At 53.6% G+C, this 23,982-nt stretch carries 21 protein-coding genes; 6 read left to right on the top strand and 15 right to left on the bottom strand.

The window, feature by feature from the left end; genetic code table 11:
• Window positions 1–16: 16 nt before the first annotated feature.
• From G461_RS0101645 to G461_RS0101700, 11 genes are all read right to left on the bottom strand, one after another.
• A complete protein-coding gene (locus G461_RS0101645) occupies window positions 17–1,828 on the bottom strand; it encodes a methyltransferase domain-containing protein (protein WP_026970513.1) in 1,812 nt (603 codons plus the stop codon).
• A gap of 3 nt (window positions 1,829–1,831) precedes the next feature.
• On the bottom strand, window positions 1,832–2,731 hold the full coding sequence (locus tag G461_RS25760) for a helix-turn-helix domain-containing protein (protein ID WP_157360206.1): 900 nt from the start codon (window positions 2,729–2,731) through the stop codon (window positions 1,832–1,834).
• A 184-nt stretch (window positions 2,732–2,915) separates the two neighbouring features.
• Window positions 2,916–4,802, bottom strand: a complete 1,887-nt coding sequence (locus tag G461_RS25315) for a methyltransferase domain-containing protein (protein WP_157360207.1) — start codon at window positions 4,800–4,802, stop codon at window positions 2,916–2,918.
• A 203-nt stretch (window positions 4,803–5,005) separates the two neighbouring features.
• Window positions 5,006–5,515, bottom strand: coding sequence for a YbjN domain-containing protein (locus G461_RS0101665; protein ID WP_026970515.1), 510 nt, complete (start codon window positions 5,513–5,515; stop codon window positions 5,006–5,008).
• Between the two features lie 485 nt (window positions 5,516–6,000).
• Entirely contained in the window at window positions 6,001–6,513 is a 513-nt protein-coding gene (locus tag G461_RS0101670) for a type III secretion system chaperone family protein (RefSeq protein ID WP_169727218.1), read from the bottom strand.
• 249 nt (window positions 6,514–6,762) lie between these two features.
• Window positions 6,763–7,278, bottom strand: a complete 516-nt coding sequence (locus G461_RS25320; protein ID WP_026970517.1) for a GNAT family N-acetyltransferase — start codon at window positions 7,276–7,278, stop codon at window positions 6,763–6,765.
• Between the two features lie 148 nt (window positions 7,279–7,426).
• Window positions 7,427–7,825 carry a fosfomycin resistance glutathione transferase gene (fos, locus tag G461_RS0101680; RefSeq protein WP_026970518.1) on the bottom strand — a complete coding sequence of 133 codons (399 nt, stop codon included), beginning with the start codon at window positions 7,823–7,825 and terminating at the stop codon, window positions 7,427–7,429.
• 1 nt (window position 7,826) lies between these two features.
• Entirely contained in the window at window positions 7,827–9,065 is a 1,239-nt protein-coding gene (locus G461_RS22970) for a multidrug effflux MFS transporter (RefSeq protein WP_051333284.1), read from the bottom strand.
• Window positions 9,065–9,892 carry a siderophore-interacting protein gene (locus tag G461_RS0101690; RefSeq protein ID WP_026970519.1) on the bottom strand — a complete coding sequence of 276 codons (828 nt, stop codon included), beginning with the start codon at window positions 9,890–9,892 and terminating at the stop codon, window positions 9,065–9,067. The genes G461_RS22970 and G461_RS0101690 overlap by 1 nt, the downstream gene beginning before the upstream one ends.
• A 21-nt stretch (window positions 9,893–9,913) precedes the next feature.
• Window positions 9,914–10,540 carry a recombinase family protein gene (locus G461_RS0101695; protein ID WP_026970520.1) on the bottom strand — a complete coding sequence of 209 codons (627 nt, stop codon included), beginning with the start codon at window positions 10,538–10,540 and terminating at the stop codon, window positions 9,914–9,916.
• Between the two features lie 210 nt (window positions 10,541–10,750).
• On the bottom strand, window positions 10,751–12,193 hold the full coding sequence (locus G461_RS0101700; RefSeq protein ID WP_026970521.1) for a DUF5107 domain-containing protein: 1,443 nt from the start codon (window positions 12,191–12,193) through the stop codon (window positions 10,751–10,753).
• A gap of 356 nt (window positions 12,194–12,549) precedes the next feature.
• Between G461_RS0101700 and G461_RS0101705 the strand changes: the two genes are divergently transcribed.
• Together G461_RS0101705 and G461_RS0101710 are read left to right on the top strand one after the other, a co-directional pair.
• Window positions 12,550–14,661, top strand: coding sequence for a methyl-accepting chemotaxis protein (locus G461_RS0101705; RefSeq protein WP_035478804.1), 2,112 nt, complete (start codon window positions 12,550–12,552; stop codon window positions 14,659–14,661).
• A 113-nt stretch (window positions 14,662–14,774) separates the two neighbouring features.
• Window positions 14,775–15,827, top strand: coding sequence for an aldo/keto reductase (locus G461_RS0101710; protein WP_026970523.1), 1,053 nt, complete (start codon window positions 14,775–14,777; stop codon window positions 15,825–15,827).
• A 55-nt stretch (window positions 15,828–15,882) separates the two neighbouring features.
• Here G461_RS0101710 and G461_RS0101715 read toward each other — a convergent pair whose 3' ends face one another.
• Complete coding sequence (locus G461_RS0101715) at window positions 15,883–17,466, bottom strand: cellulase family glycosylhydrolase (RefSeq protein ID WP_035478807.1); 1,584 nt, start codon at window positions 17,464–17,466, stop codon at window positions 15,883–15,885.
• Between the two features lie 268 nt (window positions 17,467–17,734).
• Window positions 17,735–18,796, bottom strand: a complete 1,062-nt coding sequence (amrS, locus tag G461_RS0101720; protein ID WP_026970525.1) for an AmmeMemoRadiSam system radical SAM enzyme — start codon at window positions 18,794–18,796, stop codon at window positions 17,735–17,737.
• A gap of 95 nt (window positions 18,797–18,891) precedes the next feature.
• Here amrS and amrB point away from each other — a divergent pair, with 95 nt between their 5' ends.
• On the top strand, window positions 18,892–19,611 hold the full coding sequence (gene amrB / locus G461_RS0101725) for an AmmeMemoRadiSam system protein B (RefSeq protein WP_169727219.1): 720 nt from the start codon (window positions 18,892–18,894) through the stop codon (window positions 19,609–19,611).
• Entirely contained in the window at window positions 19,565–20,146 is a 582-nt protein-coding gene (gene amrA / locus G461_RS22975; protein WP_051333285.1) for an AmmeMemoRadiSam system protein A, read from the top strand. The genes amrB and amrA overlap by 47 nt, the downstream gene beginning before the upstream one ends.
• A 64-nt stretch (window positions 20,147–20,210) precedes the next feature.
• On the opposite strand, the gene G461_RS0101735 is transcribed toward amrA, so the two are convergent.
• Window positions 20,211–21,446 (bottom strand): BamA/TamA family outer membrane protein, encoded by a 1,236-nt coding sequence (locus G461_RS0101735; protein WP_157360208.1) that lies wholly within the window; start codon window positions 21,444–21,446, stop codon window positions 20,211–20,213.
• 230 nt (window positions 21,447–21,676) lie between these two features.
• Between G461_RS0101735 and G461_RS22980 the strand changes: the two genes are divergently transcribed.
• Entirely contained in the window at window positions 21,677–22,228 is a 552-nt protein-coding gene (locus G461_RS22980; RefSeq protein ID WP_051333286.1) for a C-GCAxxG-C-C family protein, read from the top strand.
• A 4-nt stretch (window positions 22,229–22,232) separates the two neighbouring features.
• Here the strand turns inward: G461_RS22980 and G461_RS0101745 are convergent, their stop codons facing one another.
• Window positions 22,233–22,733, bottom strand: coding sequence for a hypothetical protein (locus G461_RS0101745; RefSeq protein ID WP_026970528.1), 501 nt, complete (start codon window positions 22,731–22,733; stop codon window positions 22,233–22,235).
• A 213-nt stretch (window positions 22,734–22,946) separates the two neighbouring features.
• Between G461_RS0101745 and G461_RS0101750 the strand changes: the two genes are divergently transcribed.
• Window positions 22,947–23,960, top strand: a complete 1,014-nt coding sequence (locus tag G461_RS0101750; protein WP_026970529.1) for a DUF4382 domain-containing protein — start codon at window positions 22,947–22,949, stop codon at window positions 23,958–23,960.
• Window positions 23,961–23,982 lie beyond the last annotated feature (22 nt).

Here is a 23,982-nt window from a genome sequence, read left to right on the forward strand (position 1 = left end):
TAAACAGCGCTAGCAATCACAAGGCAATCACCCACTGGTGAAATGGCACCACACATTTAAACGCCCCACGCCGCTCCAAGCCTTTTGCGTCAAGCCACCAGCGAGCCGCATCCTCTGAACTGAGCAGGCCTTGCTCAATGGCGTTATTCAAGGTGGCGGTCAGGCCCGAGTAGAGGTCGAACTCGGCAAGGCTGGGCATCACCACCTCGTTGCACTGCTCGGCGATAACTCTCAACTGACGCTGTTTCACAAACTGCTGAATCACTTGATGGGCCTCGGGCGAGGCTATCAACCCTCGCACTAGTTCGATAATTTGGGCGTTAGTCTCTGGTTCGCGGCTGATCACCGTTGCCGATTTATAATCCGCCTCCGTGAGCACTAACTTGCCTCCGGGTCGGCAAACGCGGTACATCTCCGTCAGCGCCTGAATCGGCTGAGAAAGGTTACACAATAGACGCTCGGCATGAACCGCATCGACACAGTCATCTGCCAACGGGATCGCCATGGCACAGCCATTGATAGCCGTGATTTTTTCGCCAAGGCCAGCGACTGCGCTTTGCAGCATCAACGCCGAGTTGTCCAACGTTACGATTTGCTTTACCGACAACGACTCGCTCCAACAGCGCAGATCTTGCCCGGTACCCGGCCCCACCTCCAACAGCACATCGCTATGGTGAGTTTTTAGCTGCTTTAGCGTCCACTGTTTACCTGCGACTACACCGGGCAGACGGCTGAAGCTTTCCAGATAAAGTTGTGCACTTTGCCGCTCTGCGTCATGGGAGATGTTGGACATGAAGTCCTTGATATCGGGCTCTTCACCCCCTTGGGGCTGGGGTTTCAGGGGGAGTTTGCTAATTTGATACAGCATTGCAATCAAAGCGGCCCGGCCATCGACCTCCATCAATTGGTAAATCTTGGACAACTGATTTCGCACGGTTTGCTCAGATACCCCAAGCTGCCTGGCAATCTGTCTATCATCCTCTCCACCAGCAAGTAACAACGCCAAGGTTTGCTGAGAGCGAGAGAGGGTCGAAAAGGCGTTGCGGGTGGCAATGGTAAGATAGCGCGCACCTTCACAATGGCAGACCAACAGCTGCTCGTCACCCATCGGGTAACTACCAACCGCTACACACACAGCAATCGGGTCGTTCTGCTGTCCATTTGTAACAGGCAGGCGCAACTGAGCCCCTTCAATGTATCCATGTTGGTTCAGGCGCTGCTGCAAGCTCGACGACAACTCAATGACCCGTCCTTCGCTATCGACTAGCCCATGGGATCGCTTGTGGCCTTGCTGGGTATGAATACTCTGATAGACCGATAGCTTATATGCAGCTTGCAGATGTCGAACCACTTGCTCAAACACTTGCCGCTCAGCTGCAGAAAAACACGCGCCCAATTGCGCACGCGAAATGCAAAACAGCTGCTTCCCTGTATGGTCCTCACTGGGAAGCAGGCAAAGCAGTGCGTCCTCTATGTTAAACAGCGGCGCGCAGTCCAAACAGCTATCGTATATCCCTGCGGGGCCTTGAGTCAGTTGCCGTAAGCTGATGGCTCGCCCCTGCTGTTCGCTCAGGGTAAGGCAAACCTGTCGACGAAGTGGCGCTGACAAAGATTGCCAGATTTCGTTGACGGATTGCCCTTGGGAATACGAGTAAGCATACTCTAACGAGCTCACTTCGCTTAGCTGCTCGCCTTGCCACCAGATGGCCCAGTCAAAGGGGAGCAGCGTCTGTAGATGACGAAACAAGCTCTGTCGCAGCTTAAACAACGGTGACTCGACCGGCTCGGCATATAGTTCGAGCAGCCAGTGATTAACGGCAGCGTCCACGACCTATCCTTCGAGCAAGCTCCGGTTTAAACTGGCAACGGCTTGATTCCGCCCGGTCACGCCCATCTGTTTGTACAACTGGGTTAGTCGGTTGCGCACGGTTTTCTCGCTACACCCCACTGATAGCGCAATTTGCTTGTTTGACTCCCCCCGCAACAGACGATCAGCCAGCAAGTTCTCACTTTCGCGGAACTCCCCAAGCGAGGCGCAGGGGCTGAAGGTAAGTACGCGCAGGTTAGCATAGTCGTAACCTTGCATGCGATAGAGTCCCACTAATCGCGGCTTAAGGGTGCTTAACAGTGCCGTCGGAACACTCATCCCGACTTGCCAATTCACGAACTGAGTCACCTGCGGGTCGAGGTAGACGATATCTCCCGCAGGACTACAGATGGCAATATGCTTCTCACCATAAAGCTCGCGTACTAAGCGCGTACAAGCATGTCGCCAAGCTTGTAATGCATGCGGCATTGTCGATGCCAAGCGATTCAACTGGGAGGGGGCGATCTCGCTAGCAGATTCTATATGCAGGTGATGACTGACCCGCTTTTGCGGGTCGGCAATGCTCAGGCAATAGCCATAGTCGCCATTATGGAGCGTTGTCTCAGACAAGGAAAACCGATAACTCTCTGCGCAGTTCTCAGCGATAAGTTCTCGATGCTGCTGGTAGGTCACTGCCCGGGCTTGGCGGCGAAAGCTCTCGCAGCCACTCAGCTCATGGAACAATGAGTTGCATATCAGCTGCCCATCACGACCACAAGCGGCCTGCCAACTCGCGGTATGAATGGGAATCAAAGATTGAATATGCAAGAGGTGATGTGCGATGACCCCACTTGGAGAGGAGCTTGCACTGAGTGTATAGAGCCCGGCAATGTAATCAGGCGCGACAATATTAGACAGTACCACTGTGTCTGTATCCCTGTCGTCAGCAAATCCTTAACTGTCGCTCATTCTACATAACGAAAGTAAATGCTCAATTTAATCAATATAACTTTACACTACATTACGTTTTCATTTTGGTATAAAGCACTGCACCTTAGCCAAGTCTGCATTAATATGAACAGCCGCCAACCACCGCCCAACTTTGCGGCTAGTTACACTCGATAATCACTCGATGGAAGGGATTGGTGCATAAGAATGCATTACTTCGGTCTAGATCTTTCACGTCGTTCCACCAGCGATGTGCGCATTCACGGCTGAACGAGCCAGCGCTCAACGCTTGCTCCAGCGTGGCCGCAACTCCTGAGAAGTACTCGAACTGTTCCAAGCTGTTGATAGGTAGGTCCAAGCTATCGCTCGCCACCACCTTAAGTTGCTGTTGCTTCACAAAGTGCATCAGCTGCCGATAGGCCGTCGCGCACGCAATAGAGCCTCTAATCATGTCACAGATATGAGCATTGATTTCCGGCTCTCTGCTAGACACCGTTGCGTGCAAAAAGTCAGCCTCTCCCAGCACAACCCGCCCTCCAGGTCGACAAACCCGCAGCATCTCTTTCAAGGCACTTATAGGATCATCGATATGACTAAGCAGGCGATCACTGTGCACCACATCGAAGCTATTGTCGGCAAATGGTAAGGCCTTCGCGCATCCGCAGATGGCTGATATGCGCCCTTCTCTCCCCTCAAGTGCGCTATCTAGCATGCCCTTTGACACATCTAGCAGTGTTAGTTGCTGTGGCGATAGCTGCGCTAACCAATCATCAGCATCGACGCCAATACCGCTGCCAATATCCAACATATGCTCAATCTTACGCGGGCGTAGCTGCTCTATTACCCAACGCTTACCTTGTTGAACATGCGGCCGTTGATTGAATCGGCGCAAATACTCACGAGCTTGCTCGAGTTCGCGGTAGTTGCGGATAAGGGTTAACAAGCGCTTAATATCATCCTGCCAGTCTCCACTGTTTTCGCGGGAAAAGGGATTCGTCTGCATCTGGCATACATAGGCGGTAAGGGCCGCACGACCATGCACACCAAGCAGCTTATAGATACCCGAGAGGCGATTCCTTACGGTTTGCTCGGAAACCGCAAAACGTGAGGCAAGCTGCTTATCTTCTGCGCCGTCCGCTACAGCCAAGGCCAAGGCCTGCTGTTTCTCTGTCAAGCAGCCAAAGTCGCTCGACGAGATCGCCGAAAGCAGTAAACTCCCCTCACAGGGGCTAACAACAAGCCGCCGCTGATTCATCTCGTAGGCACCATGGCGAAGAGTGTAATGATGCCGCTTGGTGAAGTTGCTGGCCTCAGGGATCTGCAGCTTACCTTCCACCAACCAGCCCTGTTGCTCGAGCGCTTTGCGCAGCGGCAACGATAGCCCAATAATCCCGCCAAAAGCGTCGGCTAAGCCCTGCTGGTAACGCGCCTTCTGCTCGCTCGAAAACTTGGGCTGCAGTGCCAACGCGAAGGCTGACTGCAAATGCTGTATCGCCCAAGACAAACGCAAGCCATCATCATGGCTAAAGCAGTGGCCTGCACTACCTATCATGAACATTTGATAACCCGGCTTACTTAGCTCGGAGTGCAAGTACAATAACGCATCTTCAATGGCATAATGCCGCCCCAGCTTTTGGTACTCGCGACTTGCCTGCCAACCTCCAGAATAGAGCTGTTGCAAGGTGACAGCCCGCCCTGGTTGCTTTAACAGATGATCGCGCAACTGCTTGCGCTGTTTAGGCCTTGTCCGCATCCAATCCCGGAAGAAGCGCTCACTTTGCGAGTATGTAAAGACTTGCTCGGCCGAGTCAGCACACTGCTGCCAAGGCCCTTGCCACCACATTCCCCAATCAAATGGGATCAGTGCTTGCAGTTTCTCAAACAGTTTGTGGCGAAGTTGAAACAGTGGGATGTCCGGCATATCCCGGTAGAGCTCAAGCAGCCACTGCTCTCCCTCAGCCAACGGGCTTAGGCGGCTACTATCCACGCCTGAAGAGCCCGAAGGAGATAAGGGTGAAACAGGGGTAGTTAGGTAGGGGGAATTCACTAGACCAGTATCCTCAAGGGGCACTAAATCCAGATAATTAACCAAAGATAAAGCACCAATTAGTACTAGGTGCTTTATATATTAAACTATTAGATGAATCCACCATCAACAGCGATTAAGGTGTGCGACTAGGGATCTGAAGTACAATGGCGGAAAGTTGCCCTCATCAGCCAAGGTATCAATAACAAGGTGGGTTGGGAGCGCTACAAAAGCATATCTCTAGTCTCATCAGCGATTTGACTGATAGTCCTCTCAAACATTCCAATCACGTTATCTTCAAACTCGTCTGGGTTAAAGCCGTACTCAATGGGGTAGTTCAACTCCAAAGCCAAGGTATCGCGGCCTTGCATATACACCTTCGGGTACTTCTTCTCGGTGTTCCAGCGGTTCACGAATTCCAGTAGCTGTTTATAGTTGCTAGGTTCAGAAGAAAACTGCGACAGTATGCGCAGATTCCAAAGACGATTTCCATCAATGACATCGTAGATTATGTATACGTAATAGCCCTCATCATGCATCTTGAATACAACATCGCCGTCACTATCAATCTTGTACTCGTAGCCCATCTTCGCCATGGCTTTTTGCACGGCAGAACGGGTAGGCTGATAACTAGGATTTGAGCTGGCAACTTCACCAGCTAGTTCCATCGCGTTCACAGGCAATTGCACATCCAAAAACATGGCAAACAACATAAAAACTAGATTTTTTTTCATATACTCCCTCCCATTTATGGGGTCAGAAATCCATAACACTGAATGCCGGGCAATATAGCGAGAACCTCGGTTGAACCTTAATAGTACAAATGTCCCATTCATGTATTTATATCCACGTATAACCCCCTTTCAAGAAACTTGATCTGTGAGCATATCGAAAGCCTCTAGCTTAGAGCGGTGAAGTGGCTGGCGAGATTTTACAAGCGCACTATCGGCATTGAGTTCCCAAAACCGGTTATCTGAATGGGTAAGGCGACAAGAGCAAGCACAGCTGGTGGGCTTAAAAGAGCGGCCAAAGCAGGGAGTTGTAGCGACATTTAAATTTGCAAACACAGCGGCCAAGTTTCGCTGCAAAGCTCGTTTCGTTGAAACGATGTCGCGAGGGAGAGCCGGTGCCAGATGTGTGTGGGGGGGGGGGGAGGGAGAAAGTAACGATTGGCAAGGAGCTGCACTCCCTGCCAATAAGATAAACGATAGTGGAAGCCTTACAGACGCATATCTTTGGTGTCTTCAGCAATCTGCTTGATGGTGTTCTCGAACATACCAATCACGTTGTCTTCAAACTCGTCTGGGTTGAAGCCGTATTGGATGGGGAAGTTCAACTCAAGAGACAGGGTGTCGCGACCGTCCATAAAGATCTTTGGATACTTCTTGTCGGCGTTCCACTGGTTGACGTACTCCAGCAGTTCTTCGTAACGGCTCTTCTTGGTGGTGAACTGAGATAGCATGCGCAGGTTCCACAGGCGGTCATCGGAGCCGAACACATCATAGATGACGTAAACGATATAGCCATTGTCTTCGGTCTCGAACACAATATCGCCATCGCTATCGATTTCGTAGTCGTAACCCATCTTAGCCATGGCTTTTTCAACGGCCGAGCGGGTAGGTTTATAGGTGGGGTTGCTACTGGCTTCTTCACCCGATAGCTTCATCGCGTTGGCTGGCAGTTGAACCGCTACCAGCATGGCAAACAACATTGAAACAACAACGTTCTTCATCAATCCTCTCCTTGTGCACAGAAATCTGTCTTCGCTTGCGTTATTGCGCCCTGAAGACCGGTTGAGAAATGGCAACATCTTCTCAACAACTCTCTGAACGATATCAAGTTTTGCTCTGTTATGCAGAGGAAATTTGCATCTTCTAACGTTATTTAGGAGGTTACCAAAGAATTGTGGTTTTTTATCGATGGTAAGAAATCTGCGTGATTACCTCACCTGATTGCTAGAAGTACAGCTAACCCTCTGATATCAATACATACCCCCGCGAAACTCCACCAAGGCTTGGCGATCTAGCAGGTTGACCCCTAAAGGCTTGTGAATACTGCCGTTGAACATCAGATGGTTCCAATCCGGGCTGGGTTGCTCTTGCAGCAAAACCGGTGGCTCAAACAGCTGATAACCGGAAGACTGATAGTAGTGAAGCTCACTGGCGCAGATAAAAACCTGCTCGGCGCGCGCATCGCGAAGGTGGCTTTCCAGACAACCAAGGATTTTTTTGGAATAGCCTTTGCCGCGATAAAAGGGGGCAACCGCAACACCGGCAATCATACCGGCTAAGAAAGGTTCGCTAAGTTGGTACATCTCACGTAAGTAGGCAGCACCATGGGCGATTATCTGCTGGCCTTCAAAGCCAATGGCCACGCAGAGCAGCTCTTCTGACATACTTAGCTCAATGCCCGGCTGCGCATAAGCTTCTCCCAGAAATCGGTTTACCCGAGAGAGTAATGGGATGATTTCCTCAGGGGAATAAATACAGATACGCATCTCTCACACTCACTTTCCTTGTTTTGCTCAGCAGCTTTCGCGGCCGATGCTTACCTAAAGATAAACGAAACTAGTTGATAGTTTGCACAATAGAATAAAGGCACTCCTTGATCTAAAGCAAGTAGAGTTTCTGTCCTAATTACAGGATTTAAAGCCAGATAAGGCCTGAGTACGGTTTTTTTCGCAAACTCCGCAAACGTGATGTCAAATCGCCGGCATGGATCTCCAGCTTGTGGCCATCGGGATCGAGAAGGTACAAGGAGTCGCCTTCGCTCTGGTTCTCTTTCCAATAGCTTAAGGAGAAACCCGACAAGTGTTTGCGCATGGCCTCAAAGCGATTCGGTGCCACCGAAAACGCCAGATGGCTGTAATCGGTGGCGGGCTGGGGTGCATCGCAGGAGAGGCATAACCACAGCTCGCCTAAACTCAAGTAAGCGCCGTTATCCCACTTTACCTCCCCTTTAAAACTGAGGATCTCAGTGTAAAAGTGCAGCGAGCGCTCCAAGTCGCTCACTGCCACGGTAATGTGATTGAGTCCGGTTAACACGCTATGCCTTATTGATCTGTTGGTTAGGGCTCTGTTCGTTACCACCCTGTTCATTTATCGCCGGGCCAGGCGCTGCGGCTTTAAACCCCGCTCTCACATTGAGCCAGCCAATCACTGCGACGGCAACAATAAGATAACCAAACTGCCAGGCATAGTGCATCCCCAGCTGCAAGGCCGTCATACTCACCAAGGAGGAGAAGATCATCTGCCCGCCTCCCGAGAGCGCTGCTGCGGTCCCCGCTTTCTGCCGGTAGGGGGTCAGTACCTTGGCCTGCGCACATGGCAGCGCCAAGCCGTTGCCCATGGCCATTAAGAACTGACCAAACATCATTGCCAGCGGTGTGAGCGGCGCATTGATCAGCCATAGCCCGGCGCTAAGATGAATCCACGGCGCCATAAACAAGATCCGCTTTTGCCCGTAGATGGGTAACAAGCGGTTGCACAGCACTCCACCGCACATCAAGCCACAGGCGGGCAACAAGGCCCAGTAGGCGTATTCTTGCGAGTTCATGCCGATCTGGTTTTGCATCACGAAGGGCATCAGCGACACCGCTGTAATCACCAACGAAAAGTTGAGCCAGCTAATCACCGCAAAGCTCTGGAAATAGCGGGAGCGGATCAGCGAGCCATAATCGCTGAGCACCTTGGCTGGTTTGGGCATGCTGCGCCGCTCGCTAATGGTCTCTTTGAACAACAGGTACAACACCAACCACACCAGCGCGATATAGCTAAACAAGCTGACAAACACCGCCAACCAGCCAAGGTGATGGTTAATCAGCCCCCCAAATACTGGGGCAACGATAGGCGTAAACGAGGCCACCATGGTCACCACCGACAGCGCCCTCGGCAGCTGCTCTGGCGAGTAGTTATCGCGCAGTGATGCACGCCCCAGCACCGCACAGCAACCTGCCCCGAGCCCCTGCACAAAGCGCCCGGCCAGAAGCAGGCCAAAGTACTGGCTACCGAAGATGGCCAAGCTCAGCCCCAGCAGCGCCAACAGCAGGCCCACCAGCAATACCCGGCGGCGCCCCAAGGCATCGGAGATGGGGCCATAGATAAACTGCGAAGGGCCAAAGCCCAGCAGGTAAAAGGAGATCAGTAGCTGGGCTTCATCCAAGGAGATGCTAAAGTCCTTGGCAATCCAAGGCAGTGATGGAAAAACCAGCCCCATACTGAGCTGGCCAATGCTGACAATCAGGCTTGCCAGCAGTACCGGTTTATAGCTAAGACGCTCGCTCATCAGGCTGTTTTGCCCGCTTGCTGGCTCTGCTGCTCGGCATCTTGTCGTTTGGCCAGCTTGTGGCCATCTTCGCTTACGCCAATCTTCCAATAGCTAGAGAAGTAACTGGCGCGCTGTTGAAAACCCGCTTGCGCGGCGGCCAGCGCACGAATGCGGCGCATATTGCCAAACTCACAGGCGCACCACACTACAAACTCTTGCTCAGGCCAGACAAGCTTGGACAGCGCATCACTGAGGCTAGTCTCGCTCTCGCGCAGCAGCCACTGAACGCTGATGCCTTCAGGCAGCTCAAGCGCTTGCTTATCTTGCTCGCTGTTTACTTCAATCAGCAGCTGGGCTTGTTCGGTGACTTGGCCTTTGGCTACCAGCTGCTTGAGCGCTGGCAGTGCGGTCATATCGGCGACAAACACCCCCTGTGCGACCTGCTTGTCGATACCGGCGCTTTGCCCCGGCCCACCGACCATAATCTCACTGCCAACGGCCACGTTGGCCGCCCAGCGCGCGGCTAAGCCTGCCTCGCTGTTTTTTATATCGCCGTGGTGATGCAGCACCATATCGATGCTCAGGCGTTGTTGCTGGCTGTCGAACTCGCTGATGGTGTAGGTACGCATAGCGGGCTTCGCACCGGCTGGCAGCTGACTGAGGTCGCTGCGGCCCTCGGCGGTGAACATTAGTTTGACGTAGTCTCCAGCACAGCCTTCTGGGAACTTGGCGATATCGTCGCCGCCCAGTACTACGCGACGCAGGTTGGGGCTGATATCGATAAGCTCCAACACGGATAAACGCTTGGGCGACGGTTTGCTTCGTTTTTGCTTGGTATCGTTCATGTTTGCTCTCTGGGTAATCGGTTATTTGGCGTGGCCCGCTCGCGGGCAGTGCTGACCTTCGGCCTCGGCGTTCATACGGGCCTTGACCCGCTTGACGGTGGAGAGGCTGGCGCCGGTTTTACTGGCGCAGGCTTGCAGGGTTTCCCCTTCCAGCAGCAGCTCAGCGATTTGTCGATGGCGCTTTTTATCTGCGGGCCGCCCTTTAAACCGCTGGTTCCATGATTCCTTGTCTTCGCGCAGGGCTTCACGGCCCCACTCGGCTGCCACCAAACGGCGGCGGGTTTGCTCTTCAGCCATGCCGGCGAGTAGCTGCAGCATGGCTTGGGTGCTGGGGTCTGCGGGGGAAAAACGCAGTCGCTGGACCACTGTCTCAATCACCACTCCCTTCTCCAACAGCGCGGTTATCACCTGCACCACATCGGCAATATCGCGACCGAGGCAGGCGATCCAGTGCAGCGCTAACACATCACCGCGTTGCAGCGCTGCCAGTAGCGCGCTCAGCACCGGACGTTCGCTGGCTGGTACGTTGCCGCGAACGCCCTGCTCTTGATGCCAGGTCACCTCGGGGAACAGGGCCTGCACCGCTTGGCGATGCTCAGATTGCGCGCGATTCTTTGGCGAGAGACGTTGGTAGGCATGATAAGTCATACGCGGGCCTTATGTTGGGAAATCGGCTACGAGCTAGCGTTATAGCCATCGTTATGGCTAGCGGCTCATTTAAGGTATGGGTCATAATATAAACAACGGTTCATAATTTGGCAAACACTAAATGAACCAATTGGCCCAATAGCCCCTTAAATGACAAACGAAAAAAGCGCCCTCTTTGGACGCTTTTTAATAAGTATCAAGTTGTTAGCGCTACAGCGGAAACACTTGCAGCCCCTGCGCATCATGAATAGTAATTTGCGCATCTGGGCCAAAAGGTCCTTCTAAGCGGTTCCCCCGATACGGATTGGGCTCAACCGCTTGGTCGAACACCACCTCGCCTTTGGAGACAATCTGCACATTGTAGGGCTGGCCGGGTTCGATAAAGTACAGCTGCAGCTCGCCGTCGATCAGGTTGAGCAGCAGCTTCTCGTTGGCGTGGCTAACATCGCTTAAACCGACCGTTGGCACAAAGGTCTCATCGATGTCCATGCGCCCTTCTGCCGGGAACTGGTCTTTGATCCAAAACTGCGGGGTAACGCCAGCCCACATCTCAACCGTTGGGCGATGCCATACCTCGCCACCAGCTGCCGGGTCAACCTTGAGCGAATCAAAGCCAAAGCTCCAGTTTTTGAGCCCCGGGGTAATGTTGTTATCGGCGATGCGGATCAAGCCCTCACGATTGGCTTGATTTACCGCGCCCCAATAGTTGCTGCCTTGCATACCCGGTTTGGCGTAGGCTATACCCTCGTTTTGGTTTTTAAACCAACGGAACTCATTCCATTCCAGTGGGTTATCCCAGTAAAAATCCGGTAGATGAATATCGCCCACCGGCCCAACTTGCATCAGTGATTCATCAACACGGGTATTGCCCGGTTCAGAGCCCGGCGCCATGGTTAGCAAGGTCCAGTGTTCAAACTCCGGGGTGTTATTGGTGGGGTTGCCGATGATGGTGATGGTGTCCACTGCAGCGCGATCTCGGTGCAGGCTCACGTAAAAGCTTACCTCCAGTTCACTGGCAGGAACGCGGTAGTTACCCGGCTTGCCGGCATAGTCGTCTTTATCGGCATAGGTCATCGCGATGGTGATGCGCTCGGGGCTATGCTCGATAAGCTCAAAGCGCCACGGGCGGTTCCAGGCCACGCCATGCTCAGCTTCGCGTACGGTGGGAAAGATGCCCCCCATAATCATCAGCCAATCGTAGTAAAACACCCCTTGGTCCATCAGGTAGGGGGTACCCACCGGGTTTTGGTAGAGCGACTCATGGCCGGTGGTTTTGTTGACCATCGAGATAATTCGGCCACCAAACTCTGGCAGCACTTCAAGGCGTAAGAAGTTGTTCTCTATCACCCAGGTTTGGTACTCGGTCTCAACAACGGTTTGGTGATCCCAGGAGGCCAACGAAAAATCGGGATTCATTTGGTAGTCGTAATGGCGAAAACGATAGACACCGGGCTGAATCGACAGGCCGCTTGCCAGACAGCGCGAATTGTTGGGTTGATCATCACAGTCCATCGGCTTGTCGGCAAAATCGATGGTCATTAACCAAAACGAGCCGATGCCGAGCGCCACCGCAAGGATGGCAAAGGCGATTTGCTGGAGTTTAACCAACAGCAGTTTTTTCTTGGAATTAGCTTGGGAAGACGAGCCCTTCATTACCGCTCCATTTTCTGATTAAGGCAGATAGCGCGCCTATCATAGGGGCTTTTCGCTAGGATGTAAGCCACCAGCAGGGATTGTGTGACCGTGGCGACTTACGAAAAGTCGCACTCGCCTTATTGCTGCTTTTCACGACGGCAAACGATCAATCAACGAACAACCAGCAAAATATCGCTTTGCTTGATAAAACCCTACTCTTTTTAGGTAGTTAACCTATGCAAATCTGAAATCCCGCGAGTGAAGATCTAATAAATTAAATTTTCCACTCAAAATTAGCGCCAACGCACAGTTCCCAAGCACTTCAGGGCACAGCTTATCTATATTGGAAGATAAATCATGTCCGGACGTTTTTGATGAATCCATTAACTATGATCGACAAGTTGCTGCAACAACTGAATTTTAAGATGAAGTTTGTATTGGTTGGACTGCTGATATTTGTTCCACTTATCTGGCTGTCGAGCTTGTTCTTCAAAGAGCTGAACAGCAACATCGCGTTCACTGACCAAGAGATCGTTGGTACCCAGTATCAACCCTATATGAAGCAGTTGTTTGTCAATATCGCCGCCCATCGTGGACTGACTCAAGGCTTGCTGAAAGGCGACCAATCGCTACTCAACCCGATACGAGAAAAAGAGCGCTTGGTAGAGCAAGCTTTCCAGAGCCTGCATCAGTTTGATAAGCAAAATAACGATATCTTCGAGCTAGAGCCGATCATCAACCAACTGGAGCGCCAATGGCGGGTACTGCCGGGCAATACCACCATGAGCAGCAGCGAGAATTTTAACGCCCACAGTGCACTGATCATAGAAGTGCATAACGCCATCACCCATATCGCTGACAAGTCCAACCTCACCCTCGACCCAGAACTCGACACCTACTACCTGATGGAAGTGATCACCAAGCTGCTGCCAAGCACCGTGGAAAGCATCGGTAAGCTCCGCGGCATGGGTACTGGTGCACTGGCTGCTGACCAGCTCAGCGGTGAGGGCAAACTACGTTTGTCGATGCTCTCGGACTTGATTTCCAGCAATATCGACAAGCTCAACTATGCCTTTACCACCATCAACCGCTACAACCCCGAGCTCAACTCGCACAAGGCCTCGGAGCAAAGCCTGCAGCAAGCGCTACAACGCTTCAACAGCACTACCCAGCAAGAACTGCTGGACAGCGAGTTGGGTAACATCAGTCCGTCTGCCTTCTTTGACCAAGGCACCCAAGCCATCGCCAGCGTGATAGCCCTCTACGACGAGCTCCAGCCCGAGCTGGAGCATCTGTTGCAAGTGCGCCGCGACAACAGCTTCCAGCTGATGCTAACCATCGTGATAGGCATGAGCATGACGCTGATTATCTCCTGCCTGATGTTTGTTTCGATGTACCGCTCGATCACCGGCAGCATCAATACCCTAAGCCAAGCGACCAAACGGATTGCCGCTGGCGATCTCACCGTGCACTGCGAAGCGCGCGGCAAGGACGAACTTAATCAGATCTATACCGCCATCAATCAGCTCACCCAAGATCTCTCGGCGATGACCCGCGAGATCATCCAGACCAGCGTCAAACTCGGCGGCATCAGCGTGCAACTGCTGGAAGATAACCAGAGCAGCTCTGCCAGCTCAGAGCAGCAATGCCAAGAGATCACCCAAGTAGCGGCGTCGATGAGTGAGATGTCGGTCAGCGTGAGCGAGGTGGCCAATAACACCGGATCCGCCACCCAGTCTGCAGAACAAGCGCTAGAGAGTAGCGAAAGCGGCAAGCAGCAAATCAAACAGCTCAGTGAGGCCATCGCCGATCTGGCCAACGAGGTGGATAACGCCGACCAGGTGATTAAACAGCTAGAAGCCGATAGCAGCCAAATCAACTCGATTGTGGAGGCGATATCCGGCATTGCCGAGCAAACCAACCTTCTGGCGCTTAATGCTGCCATCGAAGCCGCCCGCGCCGGCGAGCAAGGCCGCGGCTTTGCGGTGGTCGCCGACGAAGTGCGCGCCTTGGCCAAGCGCACGCAAGATTCAACCCTCGAGATCCAGTCCATGCTCGGTAAGATCCAATCGGGTAGCCAAACCGCCGCAACGGTGATGAAATCCAGCGCCGAGCTGGCCAATCGCAGCGTACAGATGTCGGCCACCACCGACGAGGCCTTTGACGCTACCGTGTCTGGCATCAACACCATCCATGAGATGAATATCCAAATAGCCAGCGCCACCGAGCAGCAAAGCGCCGTCTCCAACGAGATCTCGGCCAATGTCACCCGTATCCAAGAGTCCGCCGAACTCACTAAAGACATCGCCGAGCGCAGCCTCGACACCAGCCAGCAAGTGCAGCAGGCCTCATCGGATATCCAGCAGCAGTTGGCGCGCTTTACCTTGCAGGAGAAGTCGAATGCACCATCGGATTCGTCAGGCCAACGGCGCGAGCGGCAGGACGAGTTAAGCCGTGATATTGCCGCTATTCCGCGCAGCGTATAAGGCCAATTCCTACCAATAGTGCGGGCTGAACGCCCGCTGTTTGCTCACGCGCTGGAGTCCCATCCCAATTCACGTTATCTTCGTGGCTTGTCGCACCAATAAATGGAATTCACATGCAATATTCAAAGCTTGGTAGCAGTGGACTTAGCGTCTCTCGTGTGTGCCTGGGCTCGATGACCTGGGGTAAGCAGAACAATCAGCAAGATGCCGATCAGCAGATTGATTACGCCCTCTCTGAAGGCGTGAACTTTATCGATACCGCCGAGATGTACGCGGTGCCACCGAGCGCCGAGACCTACGGTAAAACCGAGGAGATCATCGGCAACTACTTGGCGGCCAACCCTGAGCGCCGCAAAGATATTGTCTTAGCCACCAAAATCGCGGGCGCAGGCCTGCCGTGGGTTCGCGATGCAGGACCGATTACCGGCGAAGCGGTGATTGCTTCGGTGGATGCCTCGCTTAAGCGCCTGCAAACCGATTACATCGACCTGTATCAGTTGCACTGGCCAAACCGCACCACCCCGCATTTTGGCAAGCATACCCCAGGACACTTCCGCCTGAGCGACAGCGATGCCGCCCAGCAAACCGAGGGAATGCTGGATATCCTGCAAGGGCTTCAGGAGTGTGTGAAAGCCGGTAAGATCCGCTTCTGCGGTTTGTCGGACGACACCCCATGGGGCATCGAGCAGTATCTGCGCTTAAGCGAACAGCACTCGCTGCCGCGCATGGTTTCCATCCAGAACGAGTTCAGCCTGCTGCATGCCAAAGACTGGCCCTACCTTATCGAAACCTGTATTCATCAAGACGTGGCTTACTTGCCGTGGTCACCGCTGGCTGGCGGCGTGCTAAGCGGCAAATACTTAGGTGGCGCTCGCCCAGAGGGCAGCCGTTGGAGCATTGCCCAGCGCAATGGCCTGTTCCGCGATACCCCAGAGGTCGAAGCTGCAGTGCGCGAGTACCAGAGCATTGCCCAGCAGCATGGTATGACAGCCGCGCAGTTGGCCCTGGCTTGGTGTGACAAGGTCGACGGTGTGTGCTCCACCATTATTGGTGCTACATCGATGAGCCAACTCAAAGAAGATATGGACGCCTTTAAGCTCGAGCTAAATGTAGATGCCCAAGAGGCCATCGCTGCGGTGTTTAAGCGCTATCCGGCGCCGTTCTAGACGTAAAACAGAAAAGGCGGCTTAGCCGCCTTATTATTGCGAGTTGCTGGGCGAATTATTCGCAGAGCTCACCGGAGAGCTGTACTTGCTCTCCCTTACCCACACCGGTAAAACCAAACTCAACACTGCCGCCCACGGCGATAAGCTTGTTCCACTCCAGTGCACTGGCTTGGTTAGTCTCGCCCAGTGTTGCATTGGCATTCCACAGGCTGCTTACCGTGCTGCCATCAAGATAGGTCCAAGCGACACTCCAGCCTTCAATGGCCGCATCTCCTGTGTTGCTGATACTGATGGCAGCTTCAAACCCGCCTTGCCAGCTGTTCTTCACGGTGTACTGACAGGCACCTTGAGGGTCGGGCGTACTGCCTCCACCGTTATCGCCACCGCCGTTGTCACCACCGCTGCCATTATCGCCTCCGTTGTCTCCACCGCTTCCGTTGTCGCCACCATTTCCACCATCACCGATAACGCCACCCGAACCCTCAGGTACCGACTGACACAGTGTGAGGCCGACGCAGTTTGCCCCATTCTCTTGGCCATGCCCGCCATCTTCGTACAAGCAGATGGGGATCACCGTGCCGTAGTAATCGCAGTACTGGTACTCGGGCAAGGTTTGGCCATCGTAGACCGAGGCCAAGATAGAGGTCTCTTTAATCCCGTTAGGGCCATTAAAAAGACGCTCCCCCCAAGGAGTAAGCTTGTTAGGGTCGAAGTTGACCGTCATATCCAAATCAAAGGTGCCCGGTGCGGTATTCCCCGACCAAGACCATCCGAGGTAGCCTATCTGATACTCCTCGGCGACAGCTAAAATCGCATCTTCGTCCACCTCTTCGCCCTGATGATTCGGGCCAAACTCCCCGACGATCAGCGGCAGATTGTGCGTGTTCAAAAAGCGCGAAACATAGCCTTCTATTTTCTCGCGATTGGGGTAGACCTGATACATATGCACACTGAACATGATGTTGTTGAGGGTATCGGCTGCGGCGATATCAGAAGCATGCTCGAGCATGATCTCCTGCCAATCTTGGCCCCAGTTGGCGGCATCGACCATCAGGGTGTGGGTAAAGCCTGCATCGCGCAGGGTTTGAATGGCCAGTTGATGCTCTTCGACATAGGTACTGGCAGGAACATTATTGCCAAACGGCTCATTGGCGATATTGATAATCACATAGTCTTCTTCACCCTTGAGCACATCGGCCAGCTCTAGCCAGTACTGAGCAGTTACCTGCATATCGCCAGCCTCGGGCTTCTCGCCGGAGCCGGTCACATCATGCACCTCCAGCAGGCACACCAAGCGATTGAGCTTACACATCTGCACAACCTTGGCTACATCCTCGGCCTCGTTCTTGGCAAACTGCTGGCCATCACTCAACACCACCCGAACAGTGTTCGCCCCCAGCTCGGCGATATCGCGAAACGCGCCTTGCCGATAGTTATACCAAGCATGAGCATGGTTTACCCCACGCATAACCACCGCATGACCATTGGCATCTAATAGCTGAGTACCAGATGTGGTAAAACCAGCATCTACTGTTGTAGCCAGCAATAAGCCGCAGATCCCAGCGGCCAATCGGCTGTGGGCAAAACGCGAAACAAACGTCGATGGGGACGATAAAGGTAGTTGGATGTTGCTCTTCATAGCTGCTCCTTAGCAATAGTCATCAGCGGTTCCAGTTGCCTTGAGATGCCGTGTAAGTCTATTTATTCGCGCATAGGCAAATAGAATCCGACGGGGTGTTGATGTAACAGGTGTTGATCAGAAAATAGAGCGCTCCCAAATGAGCGCACTTTGTATACTAGAGACGCTTTTGTGGCGGCGAGATTGGAGACGGTGATTTCATGGGCATTTCAACGGGAGCTGTGAGCATTAGCACCTTATTGAGCGGTAAATCATTAGCATGAGTAAGCTAGATCTTCAGTGGCAGCCGCTTGCGCCCCCAGCTACCGGGAGAGCGATCAAAATGCCCAGCAAGTGGAGTTCCGCAGTGCTCACAGCAGCCCCGGTTTACATGCCACTTGCCAAGCTGATACCAATCGCGCTCTATCAATAGCTCGCCGCAGTGGTGGCAGTAGGTGGAGCTGGCCGATGGGTGGTGAACGTTACCTACATAAACATGCTGTAACCCTTCGACTTTGGCGATATCACGAGCGCGGAGCAAGGTGGCTGCGGGAGTAGCTGGCGTTGTCGCCATCTTAAAATCGGGGTGGAAGGCGCTAAAGTGCAGCGGAACATCAGCCCCTAGCTGGGCGACCAACCACTGGCACATCGCATGCAGCTCTTGGTCGCTGTCGTTCTCCCCGGGGATCAGCAAGGTAGTAATCTCCAGCCAACAGTTGCTCTCGTGGTAAAGGTACTTAAGGGTGTCGAGCACCGGGGCAAGTTCGCCGGCACACAGGCGGCGGTAGAAGCGGGAGCTAAAGGCTTTCAGATCGACATTTACCGCATCGATTTCCTCGAAAACCGCAGCGCGCGCTTGGTCGCTGATATAGCCCGCAGTGACTGCTACCGTGTTGATGCGCCGCTCATGACACGCTTGTGCCACATCACGCGCGTACTCATAGAAGATAACCGGATCGTTATAGGTAAACGCCACGCTGCGACAATCATAGCGCTGGGCCGTTGCGGCAATCGCCTCAGGGCTGGCCTCACTGGCTAAGGTGTCCAGCTGCCGGGATTTACTGATACTCCAGTTCTGGCAGAACTTGCAGCTAAGGTTGCAACCGGCTGTGCCAAACGACAGCACCGGTGTGCCGGGATAGAAATGATTGAGCGGTTTTTTCTCTATAGGGTCGATGCAAAACCCGCTGCTGCGCCCATAGCTCACCAGCTTGATCTCGCCCTCTAGCGCCTGCCTGACGAAGCAGGCACCACGCTTGCCCTCGCGCAACTGGCAAAAGCGCGGGCACAGTTCACAGCGCACTCGTCCGTCATCCATCTTCTGCCAAAAGCGTCCACTGACTATCGCCATCTGCCTACCAGTACTCAGTTTTTACTCTATTATCTTAGTAGGGAAGTCACTGGGAGTAGCCCTTTATGCGAGTAAGACCCGCAGCTGTAGCCGGAATGTTTTACCCAGCAGACAAGGCACAACTGCTCCAACAACTCAAACATGATCTCGACCTCAGCGCGCAGCCAATACCTTCGCTACGGGCGGTTATTCTCCCCCATGCCGGCCATATCTACTGCGCGCGCATCGCGGCCCATGCACTGCGCCATATCCCCAGAGAGGTCTCTAAGATTTTGCTGGTCGGCCCGGCCCACCGCACGCCCTTTCGCGGCTTGGCACTATCCAGCGCTGACTTTTTTACCACGCCACTGGGGCGCATTCCGTTGGTTAAGCTGCGCAGTGACCGCAGCGTTTCAATTAACGATAGAGCCCACGCCGCCGAACACTGTCTGGAAGTGATTTGCCCCTATCTGCAAAGTCACTTAGACCAGTTTGAGCTACTGCCGGTGCTGGTCGGCCAAGACGGCGCAGCGCCGCTGCAAGAGCTGCTAAGCAGTGTCGATAAACGCTTTTTGGTGGTGATCAGCAGCGATATGAGCCACTTCCTTAATCAGCAACAGGCGGAGCAAAAAGACTCCCAGTCGATACAGCAAATTCTCGCTCTTCGTTCTGAACTCAGCGGTGACCAGGCCTGTGGTTATCAAGGCATCAACGCCTGTATTGACTGGGCCAAACCGCTGCAACTTACCCCCGAACTTCGGGCCTATGACACATCAGCAAAGGTGAATAATGATCAATCTCGAGTCGTCGGATACAGCGCCTTTACATTTCATTGAACTCGACCAAGAACTGGCAATTTTAAGTTTGGTGCGCAGCGCCATCGCCCAGCATTGGCAACCTTCACTCTCTCTGCCAGAGGTCGACCTTGGCAGCGCCCATCGCGGCTGCTTTATTACCCTGCACCTAGATGGCCAACTACGTGGCTGCATTGGCTGCATCGAACCCGAACAAGCCCTACCCGAACAGCTGGTGAAGTTTGCCAAGTCAGCGGCGTTCAAAGACCCTCGCTTTGCTCCACTCACCGAGAGTGAACTGCCCAAGGTGAACATTGCCGTGTCGCTGCTAAGCGAGCTGCATCCGGTCGAAGCCAGCTCGAAGCAGAGTTTGCTAAATCAACTTAGGCCCAACATCGATGGCCTTCTGATAAAAGAAGGTCGCCATCGCTCGACCTTTTTGCCCAGCGTATGGCGCACCCTTCCGGAGAAGGAGGCGTTTATTTCTGCCTTGCTGAAGAAAGGCGGTTGGCAGGGGCCACAATGGCCCCACAACATGCAGGCTTGGCGCTACCAGACCCATAGCTTTGAGGAGTAGCTTCGCAGCGCATTGTGAGGAAGCCCAGAAGCGCTTTGTGAAGAAGTGAGCTTAAGCGTTAGGATTAGAACGCTTGGGTAACCACCACCCACAGCTCACTGCCTTCATCGCTGTAGGCCATATCAATACGTGCCACCACCTGCTCAATAAACACCCGCATACCGAAGCCGGCTGACCAGTTCATATCGCTGTGCAGCTCGGCAAGGTCGAGCTCATCGTGCACCCGGCCCACTTCGCCGAATACCGCAAACTGCCACCAAGGAATGTTGTAGAGCTTGATAAGGGGGATTCCGCTTTGCGGCTGCCAGTTAGGAATCATCCGCAGCTCGGCACCATAGAACACCGCACTACGGTCATGGAAGCGAGTGCCCGAGTAGCCACGTAAGCGTCGCCAGGTTCCCACTGAGCTTTGCTCATACCAAGGCGCGTTGGCCTCAGGGTTATCTTTGTCCCAAGTAGGAATATCAGACAGGTAGCCGGTCATCGCCAGCACGTTTTGCTTACTGCCAAAACCGGGCCCCAGGTTCAGATAATGGCTGTACTGCCCTTCCACTTTGGTAAAGGCATTGCGATTTGAGCTGCCAAAGTCGCGGGTCACATCCAAGGTAAAGCGCTGACCACGGCTCGGAGAGGGCTGAAAGTCACGGCTATCATAGTCAAGCCCCAACTTAAGCCCTTGGCTGCGCGTGTCGCGGTAGGGCTCGGCCGCGTTCTCCACCTCGCGAGATTTGTAAAAGGGCGATATCACCATGCTCACTAGCGGCGGTGGGGCAACATCGCCACTGCCATAACCGGGCAGGCCGTCTTGCATCTCCACTGGCGCGGGCTGATAGTCATCGGCCCCTCTCCCCCAAGGGAAGACATAGCGAAAGCCGATGCGGTAATCATGCTGGGTATGTTTACCTTCAACAAAGTTGTTCTTGTCTGAGTTGTGGCTGCCGCTGGGCGAGTCAAAGCCATCGGCCCCTTCGACATATACCGAGTCTTCGCGGTACAGACCGTGCAGCAGTTCACTCTCAACATACCAGCGAGAGGTATTCGGAATACGGTAGTTATAGACGCCTAAATAGGTAAGGTGGGAGTTGTTATCCGACACCAGCCCCACCCCAAGGATCTGCCCCTGTGGCTGCCCATAGCCCTGAGCCGACGCCGCCAGACCACCGGCAAGCCCCATGCTTGAAGACGACATCACAAACGGGGCAACCGCAAAGCGAGACTGACCCACATCGCCCTCTTCGGCATGCAAAGACAGTGAAGAAACACCCAGTAATACAGAGAAAATGTTTAAGACTAGCCGCATAACGCCCTCAGCTCACAAGTGCGGCAAGCCTACCACAAAGCGCCCGCCCCCTCATTGAAAAATGCTGACATAGCCATTTACTAGGTCAGAGGATCCACAATCAACGGTTGATGCGAGAAACGCGTATTAACATCTTTGTAAATCAGCAAGTTATGCACAGATTCAGAGCGGCGCTTGGGTATACACTGGACCTTGGTTCCGTTAACTAGGCCAACACTCGGAGCATGACCATGTCACAGCCAGATCACCCCATCGACCAAGCGCGAAGACGCGCCCTAAAACTGTTCACCGCCAGCGCAGGATTACTGCTCACCACCCAACCCCTTGCCTTTAGCGGCGATGGCTGTAGCGCTCATTGTCCCAAGTTCGCACGCGATCGCTTCCTTAAACATATGAACTGCTCCAAGGCCATTATGGAAAGCTACGCACCAGCGTTAGGGATTGAGCCGCAGCAGGCGCGCGCCTTGGGAAACTTGTTTGCAGGCGGAATGGGGCGCGCTCAGACCTGCGGCTCGGTTACCGCTGCGTTAATGGTACTCGGGCTTAGGTATGGCAGCAGACAAACCACCGATAGCCAAGCGGACAGGCGCGCTGTGGGCATGCGAGAAGCCTTCTATCAAGGCTTTATCGCTACCCATGGCAGCCTTGATTGCTCTGAGCTGTTAGGCGTCGATATCACCACCGACTCGGGCTTGGCAGCGGCTATCGAGCAGCGCATGTTCGTTACTCGCTGCCCCGATTTTGTTGAGACCGCAGCCAGCCAACTGGAACAGTTGATCTGAGCGCTTACAACTGCGGGGCAACCACCACAAAGCGGTGAGAACCCTCGATAGGCGCATACCATACCGCGCCATCAACGTAGTAGGTCACACCGTTTACCAACACCGTGGCGGTGGACTCCGGCAGCACTTCAACCAAGGTACCCTCTGGCAGGCCTGAGCCGGTAGCTGGGGTCGCTGGCGTGTTCACCACCACTGTATTAGGCGCTGTTACCGGGGGCTGCTGCACATAGACATAGGTATTCCCCTGCGCCCGATAATAGTGATTGTTCACAATGGCGTAGGTAACGCCGGAGATCACCGCAAAGGTCGCCACCGACGGTAGATGATGGCGATGGTAACTACGTCGCCAATGCGGCCCGTATATCGGTTTCGCGGGTCGGTACTTCGGGGTTACCACCACCACTTTCTTGCCGGGTTTACGTTTGGGGTGCGCCTCAACTGGGGCGGGGATTGCGACAACAACCATCATCGCTGCGGCTAACCAAGCCTTTCGTGAATTAAGCATCTTTCTCACCGAATGTTGAATCTGTGGCCATTCTAAGAACTGCAGCTTCAAGCAACGTCAGCTGAACGTAAAATCAGGTAAAGCCCAATAATGACTAAAATAAATAGCTCAATAAGGTCACGCTACCTATAATCGCGCAACCGAACACTTCGGCACCTTTTACAAAAAGAAATAGATAACAAACAGAAGTAGACAACAAAGAGACATAGACTCATGAAACTTACTCAACTCACTAGCGCCATCGCCGCCTCACTACTGCTCGCCGCCTGTGGCGGCAGTGATGACGCAACCAGCACCCCAACCACCGCCCGAGTGTCCTTCTCAATTGCAGACGCACCGGTTGATTCAGCCGATAACGTCGTGGTTACCTACCGCTCTATTACCCTAAAGCGCTCCGCCTCAGATGATGACGACAGCGACAATAACATCGAGATCCCACTGGTAGACGAAGCTGGCGAACCGGTGGATACCCTGCAGATTGACCTACTCGACTACCAAAATGGCGACAGTCTACTGGTGATTAACAATGTGGAACTGCCTGTTGGCGACTATCAAGAGCTGATCATCAATACCGAAGGCTGTCCGCAAAACCAAAATGGCAGTAGCGATGATTGCTACGTGGTAAACGGTGATGGCACCTTCCCGCTGGTAACCCCGAGCAACAAGCTGCGCTTAGGCGGCTTTACTGTTGGTACCGAGGGCGTACAAGCCTATACCATCGACTTTAATCTGCGTAAGTCGTTGGTTGAGCGCAGCAATGGCATGGCGTTTAACCTTAAGCCTCACGGCGTAACCATCGTCGATAACTCAACCGTGGGCTCTATCTCCGGTAGCGTCGACCCTAACCTGTTTAGCGCCGGTGAATGTATCGCCGACAGCGGCAATGTGGTGTACCTCTATCAAGGTGCAGCGGTTGAAGGGCAGATCCTTGCCGATGAGTTCGACCCTGAGATTGAGGACAACGCACCAGAAGGCGCGATTGAGCCTTATGCCTCTAAGCAAGTAGCACTGGATGAAGACAGTGGCGACTACCGCTATCAGTTCGCCTTCCTGCCTCAAGGCGACTATCAACTTGCCTTCAGCTGCAGCGCTGAGAACGATGACCCAGAGTTGTACGACGGTATCACCATCGCCGATCCTGAAGGACAGGTTGTTCCTTACAGCTTGAGTGAAGGTGAAAATGCCAGCGTAGATTTCGAAGAGAGCGCTGAAGTCGAGCCATTTTAATCACCCCTTACAACCTTTAGTA

The organism is Aliagarivorans marinus DSM 23064, assembly GCF_000429485.1.
GTDB classification, from domain to species: domain Bacteria; phylum Pseudomonadota; class Gammaproteobacteria; order Enterobacterales; family Celerinatantimonadaceae; genus Aliagarivorans; species Aliagarivorans marinus.